At 42.6% G+C, this 12,764-nt stretch carries 18 protein-coding genes; 17 read left to right on the top strand and 1 reads right to left on the bottom strand.

The genetic code is table 11. The features are described 5' to 3' along the window. The first annotated feature begins 434 nt into the window (after positions 1-434). From AC0J20_RS16270 to AC0J20_RS16200, 15 genes are all read left to right on the top strand, one after another. Positions 435-620, top strand: coding sequence for a hypothetical protein (locus AC0J20_RS16270; RefSeq protein WP_473022524.1), 186 nt, complete (start codon positions 435-437; stop codon positions 618-620). 45 nt (positions 621-665) lie between these two features. Then, positions 666-908 carry a hypothetical protein gene (locus tag AC0J20_RS16265; protein ID WP_473022523.1) on the top strand — a complete coding sequence of 81 codons (243 nt, stop codon included), beginning with the start codon at positions 666-668 and terminating at the stop codon, positions 906-908. Positions 909-1,328: 420 nt separating this feature from the next. After that, entirely contained in the window at positions 1,329-1,979 is a 651-nt protein-coding gene (locus tag AC0J20_RS16260; RefSeq protein WP_473022522.1) for a hypothetical protein, read from the top strand. Between the two features lie 55 nt (positions 1,980-2,034). Beyond that, the gene (locus AC0J20_RS16255) at positions 2,035-2,430 is read left to right on the top strand and encodes a hypothetical protein (RefSeq protein ID WP_473022521.1); all 396 of its coding nucleotides are present in this window, start codon (positions 2,035-2,037) and stop codon (positions 2,428-2,430) included. A gap of 60 nt (positions 2,431-2,490) precedes the next feature. Continuing rightward, on the top strand, positions 2,491-2,934 hold the full coding sequence (locus AC0J20_RS16250; RefSeq protein ID WP_473022520.1) for a DUF1249 domain-containing protein: 444 nt from the start codon (positions 2,491-2,493) through the stop codon (positions 2,932-2,934). Between the two features lie 558 nt (positions 2,935-3,492). Continuing rightward, complete coding sequence (locus AC0J20_RS16245; protein WP_473022519.1) at positions 3,493-3,867, top strand: hypothetical protein; 375 nt, start codon at positions 3,493-3,495, stop codon at positions 3,865-3,867. 184 nt (positions 3,868-4,051) lie between these two features. Continuing rightward, complete coding sequence (locus AC0J20_RS16240) at positions 4,052-4,492, top strand: hypothetical protein (protein WP_473022518.1); 441 nt, start codon at positions 4,052-4,054, stop codon at positions 4,490-4,492. Positions 4,493-4,620: 128 nt separating this feature from the next. Further along, complete coding sequence (locus AC0J20_RS16235) at positions 4,621-4,719, top strand: helix-turn-helix domain-containing protein (protein ID WP_473022517.1); 99 nt, start codon at positions 4,621-4,623, stop codon at positions 4,717-4,719. Positions 4,720-5,220: 501 nt separating this feature from the next. Then, complete coding sequence (locus tag AC0J20_RS16230; protein WP_473022516.1) at positions 5,221-5,544, top strand: hypothetical protein; 324 nt, start codon at positions 5,221-5,223, stop codon at positions 5,542-5,544. A 200-nt stretch (positions 5,545-5,744) separates the two neighbouring features. Then, positions 5,745-5,984: a hypothetical protein gene (locus AC0J20_RS16225; RefSeq protein WP_473022515.1), complete on the top strand. Its 240-nt coding sequence runs from the start codon at positions 5,745-5,747 to the stop codon at positions 5,982-5,984. Positions 5,985-6,009: 25 nt separating this feature from the next. After that, a complete protein-coding gene (locus tag AC0J20_RS16220) occupies positions 6,010-6,186 on the top strand; it encodes a hypothetical protein (protein WP_473022514.1) in 177 nt (58 codons plus the stop codon). Between the two features lie 26 nt (positions 6,187-6,212). Then, entirely contained in the window at positions 6,213-6,656 is a 444-nt protein-coding gene (locus AC0J20_RS16215) for a hypothetical protein (protein ID WP_473022513.1), read from the top strand. A gap of 763 nt (positions 6,657-7,419) precedes the next feature. Continuing rightward, complete coding sequence (locus tag AC0J20_RS16210) at positions 7,420-8,169, top strand: hypothetical protein (RefSeq protein WP_473022512.1); 750 nt, start codon at positions 7,420-7,422, stop codon at positions 8,167-8,169. 1,069 nt (positions 8,170-9,238) lie between these two features. Then, complete coding sequence (locus AC0J20_RS16205) at positions 9,239-9,505, top strand: hypothetical protein (RefSeq protein ID WP_473022511.1); 267 nt, start codon at positions 9,239-9,241, stop codon at positions 9,503-9,505. Positions 9,506-9,623: 118 nt separating this feature from the next. Beyond that, positions 9,624-9,908 carry a hypothetical protein gene (locus AC0J20_RS16200; RefSeq protein ID WP_473022510.1) on the top strand — a complete coding sequence of 95 codons (285 nt, stop codon included), beginning with the start codon at positions 9,624-9,626 and terminating at the stop codon, positions 9,906-9,908. A 362-nt stretch (positions 9,909-10,270) separates the two neighbouring features. On the opposite strand, the gene AC0J20_RS16195 is transcribed toward AC0J20_RS16200, so the two are convergent. After that, a complete protein-coding gene (locus AC0J20_RS16195) occupies positions 10,271-10,609 on the bottom strand; it encodes a hypothetical protein (RefSeq protein ID WP_473022509.1) in 339 nt (112 codons plus the stop codon). Positions 10,610-12,048: 1,439 nt separating this feature from the next. Between AC0J20_RS16195 and AC0J20_RS16190 the strand changes: the two genes are divergently transcribed. Beyond that, entirely contained in the window at positions 12,049-12,309 is a 261-nt protein-coding gene (locus AC0J20_RS16190; protein ID WP_473022508.1) for a hypothetical protein, read from the top strand. Between the two features lie 95 nt (positions 12,310-12,404). Continuing rightward, positions 12,405-12,698: a hypothetical protein gene (locus AC0J20_RS16185; RefSeq protein ID WP_473022507.1), complete on the top strand. Its 294-nt coding sequence runs from the start codon at positions 12,405-12,407 to the stop codon at positions 12,696-12,698. The last annotated feature ends 66 nt before the right edge of the window (positions 12,699-12,764 follow it).

Below are 12,764 nucleotides of genomic sequence, written 5' to 3'. Positions count from 1 at the left end.
ATCGCTAAGCGATAAGTCATGAATGTATCGAAACCATGATTTCATGGTTACTACTTAGTGTGTGGTAAAACAAAGAAGGAGCTGGTGATGATGTTTATTGAATCGCCCGGGCGGCAACGGCCCGGCAAAAGAATCAAAGAAAAGCCTATTTCACAACGCAAATATGGCTGGTACACCCGATTTACAAAGCCCCAAAAGAGCAAAAGTAAGAAAGGGTATTAGTACATGCCCAGGTCAGCACGTACCTGGTTTTATAATCAATAGGCCGGTTACCAGGTGCTGATTTTCAGAGGTGGGGCTACTGCGTAACCGGGCGCATTTCTTTGCGCCACAACGATTAGAGGCAATAAACGGATGAAAGGATCAGAAAAACTTAGTTATCTGACACAATGTGAATATGGCATCCATCGCGATGAAGAGTGTGGGTAAACCTCATGAAAGCGAATAAAGAGTTAATCGACTGCACAGAATGTGGCTCCAGTGACGTTGGGGCGTCGAGTCACATTGCTCACTGTTATTCGTGTGGACATGCAATTATAGCCGAAACCACAGACATGGCCGTTAAAAAGTGGAATGGCCAATCAAAAGACAAAGATACCGCCTGGCTGGATCCCCTATAAGACTTTTACTATTTATTTGACCCTAAAGCAGGAGTGCATACACGCATGAGCAATTTAACTGCAGAACAACTCATTTCAGCGATTCATAGTGCCGACAACCTTAATGAATTAAAACGCCTGGTTGGTCCTCCACAATCAGAGGAACGCCGGGCCGCAGAACGCTTAAAGCAAATTGACAGAATATTCGACAGGTGGGCGGACAAATTGGACCAAATGCCACCAGCAACAAAAGAGCGATTCGAGCGCCTGGATCGAGAACAAACCGAATTTGAAAATAAGTACTGCTGAAGCATGCAGTCAAAGACTCCCTCATACATATCAGCGACTGAGCCAGACTGTCATGGGTAAACGTCTGGCTCAGGTAACCATACGGGCGACCTGCTGCAATTTCGATATTTGCCAGTCACATTAAAGGTTATCGAGGTGATGTAGTTTATCAACCGATGTCACCTGGGCCGCTTGCCCTTCCTGTTGTTCACTTTATCCGGCAACTTATCAGTTGTAGTAGTCTGAATATAAGGTGTCCTTTGGGCAGGGTGCCCTCATTCACCTACAAATTTGTGGAACTTCTCATCATTCAATGTAATTATTATATTGACAATATAAACACTTGTGTTAACATTTGAATGGTCAACATTTTGGTCCCGATGACAAAATGATGCTCATTAGTTTAACCGTAAATTTCACCAGACTCAGAGGACACTCACAATGAGACAATCAATGGTCACTACACAAGATATGCCAGAACAACAACCCCTGCAGGAGGTCCGGAAAGATGATAATTCGGGTACCGATACCGGGTTATCTCTTTGTACGATGCGTCAGGTGATCGACAGACATGTTTTTAATGATCAGCAACGCCAATCAAAATGGTCTGAGGACCTGGCGCTTGCCATGCTTGAGCGTCGCTATCATGCACTGGCTGAGTACCTGTCTCATGGCGTTGGTTTCAATGACAAATCAAAAGCAGCGTTTTGTGAATTGATTGGTTATGAGGCTGTTTTTCGCAAAAAAGATATGGATTTCCTGATAGCCAATTACTGCGGGATATCATTAGCCGTCATGCTGGCTGAGCGCACTATTAAACAGGCAAAGAAAGCCCTGAAGTATGCAGATGAAAGTCTTCGTCAAAAGTTCTCTAATGCAGATACGGTCATTGACTGGGTCCACCAGCTGGTGGAGAGCGGATATAACACCGTTATCTCACAAGGTAACAAGTCATTTTTGGTGGACCGCGAAGGGAAAGGCTACCACCTGCAACGGACATTGGTGCGCGAATATGCGCAGCGGTTTATTGAGGTGCAAGAGGCGGTGTGTGCACGCAAGGCGTTGACTAACACCCAAACGGTTCACCACTGAATCGCATTCTATGCTGTTGTGAATTTGTCCGTATTCGATGTGAGGAAAAGGCGTTATGTCAGAATCTAATTGTGATCGTTGTCGTCAGTGGTTGGCGTCCGGCCCTTCCCCGAAACAGCTGGGTGAAAAACTCTTGCTGGTGGAGGGATACCTGGAAAAAACCGGGCCATTACATCCGAAGTATGCTGATTATCGTGCGACGCATACCATACTGTTGGCGCATATTAGCAGCCTTCAAAAAAGCGATAGCCAGCCAGCCGAAAAGACAAGTCAGAATGCTACCCATGCGCCTGAGCACGATCAGCCTGGACCTGATTTGTCTGCGTTGGGGTCAGATGTGCCGGATGTGGCTGAATTTCAATCAGTGGATGAAAAACTCGAAGCCTTTAAGCGATTAAAGTTAAAGCTTGGGGAATTAGAGGTGAGGACAAAGAGGGACATTGAAGCCTGATTCACTTTAAGTTGTGGCGCTCTGGCGCCTTGAATAATTGAATACCGGGAGATTAGAACAATGAAACAATCCAAAAAAAGTATATACAACACAAACTATGAGCACCTGGAAACGCTGGGCATTGTAAAAGACGGTAAATTGCGCACGTACGCTAAAAGTAAGGCTGGTGGTTTTACCGATCTGGTGTGTGAAAGACTGCCACTACTGGATAATTTTAACAGTCAGGGAACATTGGCGATCTCAATAGCGCACTACTTTAAACAAAATGGAGACTTATGCTGTGACCCAGACATGGTGCTGTTTTTACACCCTGAATTGAAGTCGGTTGAAGCTTACTCCTTTCAGCAGGCTATCCCTTGTGCCTATCATGTGGTGTATCCCGAACCCGGAAAGGTCTGCACGGTATTGAGACAGCAGCTCAATACATTTCTGGAGCAATGGTTAACTATTTTAATCGAACAAGGGCATGGAAAAGTGTGGGAGGAAAGTGCAGAGGTCGCATAAGCGGCTTTTGTTCTTTACCCTCGATTAACTTGCACGCCTGGGAACTCTACTATCAACACCCTCTCAAAACACTGGACTTAAATGCCTGAAGCACTGTTGCGGATAACGCCACATAATTTATCTGGTGATGAGGTTCTTCGTACCAATAGAGATATTGATTGCAGTATAAATCCATCTTCAGCTTAGTCGTACTTGTTTATAAACGGTTACGCTTATATTCTTGCTGGCTAATGCTATTGATAAAGCGCATTAGTGTGCTGACGTGAAAGGAAAAAGCTATGTTACTTATCGAGTATATCAGATCTGTCTATGGACCCAAGCGAGGCAATAAAGCGGCCTTTTTAAGGGATAATCCTGAGATATTACCTCAGGAATTAAGCCGATGGTTAAAGAATGATTATAAGGTGCACCTTGACTCAGGGGATATTTACAAACCTGTTTCCAGGAAAGTCATTGTTAAAAAAATTCCTAAAATATCAAATTAACACTTGTGCTTATAAGCAGAAGTGTTAATATTGTTTCAGGTTAACATATTATCGTCGCCACCTGGAGTTTATTATGGTTTTTTCCCCTGTTATTTCAAAAGTCGCGAACTGCTTAATGCAATGTACCGGGGCGTTCTTACTTTTATCCTCTGATAACTTTCTGGGGTTGTACATTTTTTACTGTATTTTTGGGCTTCGCGTTTTTATCGACGTAGCAGGCTTATTATCAGGCCTTATTGCGGGCCATAACTTCAATAATCTGGCTGATTCAATTTCAGGTACGCCCCGGCTGGATTACGGGACTGAAGTTGTGTACTCGTTGGTGCTGGTGGCGTGTGGGGAATTCTTAGCAGGACTGTGCTGGATGGTGGTAAGTCATCTCTGTGCTAAACGTTTGCAGGCTAAGGTGAATAAAGGGTATACAACCTGTCGGCTTATCGAAGTTTAAGCGGTGAAGGGTTAAATCAATTCTATATCGTTTTCTGTCTCGCATTGCTAAACCCAATCAGGACATAGCCACCATAAGTCGATCGCACTGGTATTTACTGCCGTAAAAAGTGGCGGCTTTGAAGCCTGGTAACGTCACGACGTCTCTGTAATGCACTCATTCACAAATAAACTCGGGGTCCATCATGGCTTTATCTGAATATACAAGAAATACGGCTATCACCATTATCAACCAACTTGGGGGTTCTGCGCGTCTGAATATGATGATTGGGCTGAAAAAAGTGCTTGGAGCGCCTTTTTTGGTGGATGAAAAAGAAAACTCTAATGTACGCCTGCAGTTCGACTTTAAGGCCTGTAATGTTCCAAATATCAAGCGAGTTGTGATCACATACATCGAGTCATCAGATACCTATGATATGGAATTATGGAAGGGGTTGAGTGAAAAGCAGTTACTTACCACTATTAACTGGAGCCCTGAAAAACTCGCTGAAAAGTTTCGGGTAGCACATTTTGAGAACGTTTATTGTGATCAGCTGGTGGAACTGTTCGAGGATTCAACCGGGTTAACACTCCAGGTCCCGGACTTGTTAACCTCCGGCATGACTGAAAGCAGACAGTATTCTTAGAGTCAGGCTGCTTTAGTGAATATAGTTCAGTTATTTTGATTTCAACCTGTCTGGTGACAGTCCTGTTTTTATTATCAGGACTCACCAGATAATCAGATAAACACCCATTACATTCATTCAGGATCGACATGTTAACAATTAAAGATGTTCGGGAAAAACGTGGTTGGACACAGGAGCTAGCTGCTGAGAAATGCCATGTCAGCAAACGTACACTGTCGCGGTTCTAAAACGGCAAGCCGGTTTCACAAGAGTATGCACAAAGAATACTAAATACCCTTGGCGTGGAAACAAAAGGGCAGCAATATTGGTATGAGGGTGAAGAGCTTATCATTAAAGTCCCTGGGTCGGGCCAGCCGAATAGCCTCACTGATACAGGCGCCATTGAGTCTCATTGGCTGCTGGCTCAGCGGGTGTTACTCGCCGTACTCGTATTTATCTCTTGCTGGGTAGGCGGGGTATTTGATGCCATTACGGGGTGGGGAGTTAAATTCCTTGGCGCATTCTGTTTTTTACTTCATTGCATTGCTATATATAGCTTTTTTAGTGTAAAGGAGGAGCCTGAAGCTTTTCGCGCCTGGAATAAATCTCAGAGCTTTTCGGTGCGGTGCATTATGACGGTGTATTTACTTTGTGTTCCGTTGTTAGGATTAAGTGGAGGGGGATTTTTTATAATTAAAGGCTCCGGACTCTACGACAATTGGCACGCGGACAAAATAATGGAAGTCATAATGACTACTCAACACGCATACTTTAAAGGTGCTGATCATGTGGCCGTGGATTTCATGTCAAAGGATTTTGTGATCCGTCATGGTCTTAGTGAGTTCGCCACCGAAAAGGAAGCCATTATACTGGCACGGCAGTTGACCCGATATCAATATCACTGGGAGCCGGGTTCGCAAGTGATTACACTGACTATGAAAGGGCTGCTTGACTGCAGTAAGACCGCCAGACGAATGAATAAGTTGTTTGCCCAATATACCACGTCATTTGATGCTACCTGTGACGAACAAACCGTAATTACAAAGTACGATGTATCTAAATACCAATCTTAATCACGCGCCACGGCGGCAAACATAAATACAGCCGGTCTCGTGGCGTGAGAATGCCTGCCTATTCGTTATCATTCCTTCCTTATAAACATATCAAAGTATAGTGTCTTGCATTCTGGTGAAATTATTTTATTGACATTCTGAATGTAATTATTATAATTACATTCATCAATATTAATTACACAACCACAGGCATTTTCAACATGAAGCTTGGCGAAATAATAGAAACGATAATACTATCCAGAACATCCGGAAAACTGGGTGAATATTTAGGTAGTACTGCAGCGACATTTGGTGCCTGCCGTATTGATGGAGTTGTTTACAAAGTTAAACGCTTTATTGAAGCTGAATCTTCCAGCTATTGGGAGGTTTTGAATGTCAATACAGGTAGAGTTGCTTACTGTAAAAACGAGTCTGATTTGTCAGCGCTTGAAGTAATTTAATCGTAGATATTGGAGTATTCTTGTTATGGAAAATTTAGAGCAAAACGGTTTCGTTTTTAATGCTATCAGAGACCTGATTGATGAGCCTGAGAACCCTTCTTTGCAGCAGTTAAGGGAAACATTAGACGCGCTTTATAAACAAAAAGAATACATTGCAGCAGCGAGAGTGCAGCACAGAATTAACTCAATTGTATTGGGTTAAGCAGGAATTATGAGGGAGCTATCAACATGAGTAATAACGTTTATTTTAAGCTTATTGAAGGGCGGTTGACTGGATCAGAAAATACAGGTGATGGGTTCATTTCCGTAGAAAATGAGTCAACCCATGTCTATCTTTTTCCCTGTGCGGCCAATATCGAATCTGCCGGGCGTATTGCGATAGAATTTTTAATATCTGATGATTTTGATGTGACCGGCACTACAATGATGTTTTTAAGTATGCCTAAGCAGCCAATATCTACGGTTGAAAAAGTTGCTTGCCAATGGATGCTGGAAAGTCGCCCGTCTGACGATGCGAATGAGATACTTCCATGGCTTGAAGGAATGGGGTTGCAAGACTGGGAAGCCAGAAAGGTGTTTGACTTGTTCGTAAGATATGTAATGGCCACCCTGTTTCAGGGGGTAGAACTTGTATTTGAGCCGGCTAAGCCTGAATTGGAGCTGATTGAGTAAAGTCTCGCAAAAACCTAAACGATTGAATGTAAGGAGGTGCAACGTGAAAAGACTAACTAAACAAAATGAGGTCTTCCCTGGTGAATACAGTAATGGTAGCTCTACGGTTGTAGTGACTGAGTGCAGAGACGGTTCTGTGTGCTATCAAAGTGTTTCTGGTAAACGGTTGAACGGTCGTTGTGATTCTATGTCATTTATGAAAACTTTTAAGCGAGTCATCTGAGTCCAACGGCTAAAGCAGGCTTCCTGTCAATTCAGAAGGGCAGGTACCGCTTAACTTGTGGAGTGATAATCGGTGTTTTTAGCAGCAGTTGATACATGTGACCATTGCGGTTGTACGATATACCCGGACGACGAGAAGGCTAATCATGAGTTAGCTCATTATCATATTGAGTGTGCAGAGAGATTGAATTTGCCAGAAGAGGAGTCAGATGAATAGCTTATCTTGATTAGAAACAAGTGACGGCGCAAAGCAGTTGTACATGTAGGAGAGTACTTTATAAAGTCTCATACTAGGTTGCTATATGTGTCGCTACTCAGGCTAGGCTTTCAGATGCAATTGAAACTTTCATAGCAGATACGGTAATTTTGAGCAGGGAAACAATTTTCGAGTAATAAAATATCAAACTGAAGGTCTCAAATGTACGTATAGCGGACATTTCATTTTCTTTCCTATGAAAACACAGAATTTGGTTTTTCAGGGGAAACGGATGTTACTATGAAGTAGCATTAATACGCAGTTAGTATTCAAGGGGGAGTATGGGTGTTTAATCGTAAGGAAGTTAAAGAAATTATATTAAAAAAATGGATATTTCCTGATTTCTCAAACAAGCTCACATGGTTGGTGGGTGGTGCAGGAGTAACTATTCTTTTAACACCTACTCCTTTAAAGCAAATTTTTTATAATTGGCTTGTAGACACTTTTAACTTAAATTCCGGCGAACACTATTCTCTTCCAGAACTTCAATCTAGTACGGCGGATTATTGGATAGGTTTTGGACTGATACTGTTAGCATTAGTCCACAATATCGGTTACAGGTTTTTTATTTATAGAGAAAACAAGTTAGCGCATATAGAAATACAAGAGTTAATTGAAGTTGATAAAAAGCTCTTTACTGAGTTTGTCGAGTTGCTACCCTCAGATGGCTTGGACGTTAAGCTTTTAGAGGAACATGATTTTGGTAATTCTTACCATGGTAATGCAGTTAAAGCCTTGGATAGATTTGTTCATACGTGGAACAATACTCAGAAGCAGTTTTTAGATCCTGAACTTGAACAAAAGCGAAGTAACTTCATCACAAAATCTCGACACTTTATCTATACACTGGCGAACAGGTCTAGCGCAATTGGTAATGGAGAGATTTTATCGTGTGTGCCAAGTGAATATAGGAATGCATGGGATTGGCCTCCTCATGTAGATGAGCAAATCAGGGAGTTAAACGACTTAGGTACAGAACTTTTTGAGTTACATCAAGATTTGATTCTTACTGCTCGAAAAGAGCTTAAATGCTAACAAGCCAAGTAAGTGGGATAGTTTTAAGCAGGGTCCCGTCGTTTCGCTCCTTATTTTAGCCTGCTTAAAAGTTGCACCTGCTTGTGGCGCAATATTGTTATCAAAGTTAGGAGTGAAAATCGTTCGAAGAACTGTTAGAGCTTGTAGAGGAAAAACTCCGAGAAATCGGGTAGCCGGAGGTTTCTAAGACCCTCCAGCCCCCCACAACACCCTGCATGCGGCTCCGCACAGGGCGTTTCATTCAGGATAGTGAAGCGCTATCCAACCATCCCGTAGCGAATAAAGCCCTTTGGATTTTAAGTATTCAAGTGATAAGGTTTGATTGATCCTCGGGGATTTGGCACTGCGCCATGGTCCTTAGCTGGTGATACCACACGCCATTGCGACTCGAACATGCACATCTCGACTCATCAGATTTCTATCCTTGGTCGGGGCTTGCGCCATTGTTGTAGGGCTAATAAAAAGCCTCATACCAAACAGGTCTGTATATCGCATTCTATGGTACAGCTGACGTTATTTAACATAAATACAGTTTCATAATGGCGTTCTGGCGTTCAATTAAATTATACAATCTGGTAGTAATAAAGACCCATACTAAATGGCACGTTCACCCGCAACCTTTTACCGGTTTCCAGCAACTGTTTATCAATTGCTAGCAACCATTTACCAGCGATAAGCAGTCTTTTACAAACATTGGGCAACCGTTTGTCAAATGGTTATTAGTGGCATCCACGGTATGATTCTTTATACCTGGTATAAATAAAGTCCTCTCCGACAGTACAGCCTTTCAGTAAGGCGTGCGTTATTCACCAGGCATTCAGTGAAGCAATCACCCCTACACCAACCTGATACACTATCTTATCTGAATGACCGATTTACCATCATTCAACATTCGAGAGGCTGGCACGCTCACAGTCCCATTCCACATTGAATTAATTTAAACGCCTGTCAGCAACATTGTTTAGCGTGTTCTTTGTAATTCATGTAATTATATTATTGACGCCAAAAAAGTCATTGATATAATTACACCAAGTTATACAAACTCATATTGCCACACAGGAGTGCACTCATGTACAACAGTTTTGATGATCTGGTAAAGCAGACTTACCGCAGCTCCAGGAAAAGTCTCGAAGGCTATTATTTCTTCGATGAAGTAAAGCAAGCATGGTTTAGGGTGGTTAAAGCCAGTCTTGTATTTGTCTCCTTTGAATATTCCTTTGGTGTACGTTGGGGCAGTAGCTGGCATCGTATTGAAGAAGCTGAACGGTGCGACAGAAAACGCTCTGACCACATAATGTGTTGTAGCAAGTCTGAGTTTTATAAACTTAAAGCGTAAAGAACAACAAGCACCTTCGGGTGCTTATTATTTTCATTGCAAAATGGAATATTACTTTATCGCACCACAGCATCCGTGGACTGATATTTTATCCAAAAACAGAAGAGAGGTAACATCGATGTTTTCTATTGAGCAATATGATCAGGCGATTGAAGCCCTGAAATGTGCCAGGCAACAAAAAGTCGAGGGCACAGAAAAAAATGGCTGCTCAGTGTGTGGTGGTTGCTGTCACCCTGACACATGTGGCCACAACCCTCTTTATGCAATGCATATGTGTCAACAGATTACTGAACAGTCTGCCGCGCTACATGAGTCACTACACGAACTAAGTGGCGTTTATACATATATGGGTGAGACTGTTGGTGCTGCTCGTGTTGTCGTTCCGGGAAAGGCGGAGCAATAACGGGGCGTTGTCACCGGTCTGTCCAATCTACTTTGAAGATTCTGAACTGGATCCTCGTGTTTTTACCAATGAAGCTGCAGTAAATAAATCATACGAGATACTGATGAATAGATAGTATTGCCATTTATTCAAGATGGTTAAGTTTAACGGTATAACAATGGAATATTAATCAACGAACATTTCCGGTTTCTTATAACCCGGTTCCGCTTTTCTGCAACTTACCACCAGTACTACGAAAAGACTTGCCAATTTCTCGCAATAAAACGCAACCATAGAGTGTATCGCTACGTTCGGATAGCCAAAACCTGACAATAGGATTGGCGTTTTTGAAAGCAGCCCGATGACAATCGGAGATGTTGATCTCAGACCGGAGGATGTATTAATCCGGCCAACGCAAATACGATAGTTACCATAACAAACAACAAAAGCAGCCCGGTAATAGATATAATCTTTATTGAGATAATATCTATGCTGGTGGACTCATTATTGTTAAGCATCCGGATGAATTTACAGGTCAGCAGCGCAAGGAATGCCGCAGAACCAGAAAGCACTATCAATGACCGGACTTCATTCCAGGCTGGCACATCAATATCGACGAATAGAAACGTCACTGCAAATATCATAAACCACGAGCCGTAATCCCTTACCCTGCAAATGATGTGCTCCTGCAGTACAAGTTGTGCTCCTTTGATGTTTGTCATTTCTTCATCCAGATGTCGTAAAGCTCTCTGGGATAACGATAAGGTAATTTAGCTCAATACTCCAGTAGCTATGCTATGTGCGTTTACCAATACTGTCAGCTATTGCTGTTAAACCGACCTGCAAATTGTTTTCCACCATTCGAAAGATTTGGCGTTTCGCCTGCAATGCGGGAATTGTTTCAATCTGAACTCATCCGGCGCTGGAAGGCAGTTATCTCAATCAAGGATGAAAATTGTTATTCAGCTTTACATGCTTACCGACTACCAGGTTGAATATTAGCGTGACCATTATGGTAAGAGCTAACGCTGGAAGGATTATTTAAAAATCAATAATTCCGAATAGAAACGCAAATGACACGATCCTGCCCGATTAAATTTATGCACAGCTTGCATCGTCGCTTTACCTATAAGCGCTTTAATCATAAAAAAGTGGTGAGTAATGCAGTAGGCAGGCAGTAAATAAAACGCTATCACTCAGAATTAGTGCAGGCTATCCAGGCTGGTGGCGTGCCCGGCAAAGTGAGTACCTGTTGTAGATGATTTTAAATGGGTGGGGCAGGGGCTAATCAATCACACAGTGGCTTGCACATTGTTGACTCCACTGAAAGATGAGATATCACTGTATAGCGTACTGGACCATACGGTGAGTAATACTCTGCCAGCACTTAATTATCAAAGGTGAAAGCCGGTTGACGTTTGATGTGCTCGAAAACCCAGACTATCCCCTCAAAACTGTATACAGGAGACCGGTGGTTTATAGCGTTGATGTTCTGATTAACTGGAGAGTCACATGCACTAAACTAAGTATAGTGAGTTGCTCTGGGAGTTCAGCGCTATTGTTGACCATAAAGGTCAATCACCTTCATTGAATTTCCTGAAGCCATTATCGCTAATCCATCAGTGCTAATGACTGTGCTGGCGGACGTGTCATATGAAGAATAATTTGCCAAAATAGAAAACTCTTTTTCGAACTCAGTCTTGTGAACCATATTCACGTCACTTTCAGAAGTTTTTACCTCGCCGTATTATTGCTTTGGCATGGCTATACAGGCCGGTTCCGTGAAGTCTGTTCCAGTCGTGGAGTTTCAGCTGGTGGCAAGAGTCGTCTTCACGGTGTTTTAGCTCTCTTTCCATTGACCTCCTCATTACTTGTCTGCTCAGGCCACTTTTCAATTATGGCCTTTAGCATTTGAATGGTTAGTGTGTTTCCCTGTCCTTTTCTGAACTGCGTAACCGCTCTTCGATTTCTCCCAAAGTGATTAGCCAACTGGTTGCCATTTTCCAGGCTTAGTATTTTACAGACGGCCTCAATGATTTCGTTATTACTCTCAGGTTTTTTCATTAATGTGTTCGCATTTTGTTGACATGCTTTGTGTTCGCTTTATAGTGTCATTGGTATGTTGCTTTTTCAATATCTTTATCACTCTGGAGGGTGTGCTATGAAAGATCGGATTATTGATGCCGAAGGTAACCAGACCGTAACTCGGATTTGTGATATGCGTGATGGTTTTAAGTTGCAGGTTATGAGGAGTGGTGTCGACGGCGATATCCACGTCTCAATGATGAGGGAAAGCGACCGCATTTCTTTTGATAGCGTGGAGTTCTGCGCATCTGGTTCGCAAAGCCCGAATACATTTAAAGCGCTAATCAACTTAATTGAAGCGATGAAAAAGGATTCTGCTGAACGACCACAAGATTAAATAGAGCGCCTGTCATGACATACCAATTTGAATGGAGGGAGGTCCTTGACGAAAACGACCTCTCAATTCGACATGAACTCATGGTGATCTTCACCTTGGTATCGATTCGTAAAGTGAAAGATAAATGGAACCTGTTCCGTGATGACATTCCATGGGAAGGTGCGTCTGAATTTATTGAGGTCGAACTGGCCAAAACATACGTTGAGGCAACAGTGAGTTGTAAGCTTGAATCGTTTTCTAAAAAGCGTGATCTGGCACAACAGGAGAAAGGAGTGTATCTGCTTGTGAATCGTTGCAAGCAACATCACTACCTACACAAAGAAACGTATGAAGCTGCTGTCGAAGTGGTGGAAGAGCTGCTGAGCGAAGATTCTCTGAACTCATTGTAAATGTGATGAGGTCTATTCTGGCTGAGGCATGGGATGATTACCTTAAGCCTGATGGCGCTCTTAGTG

Source organism: Planctobacterium sp. R6, from assembly GCF_055755215.1.
Note: the sequence above shows the minus strand (reverse complement) of the source record. Positions and strands in the feature narration are given on the sequence as shown.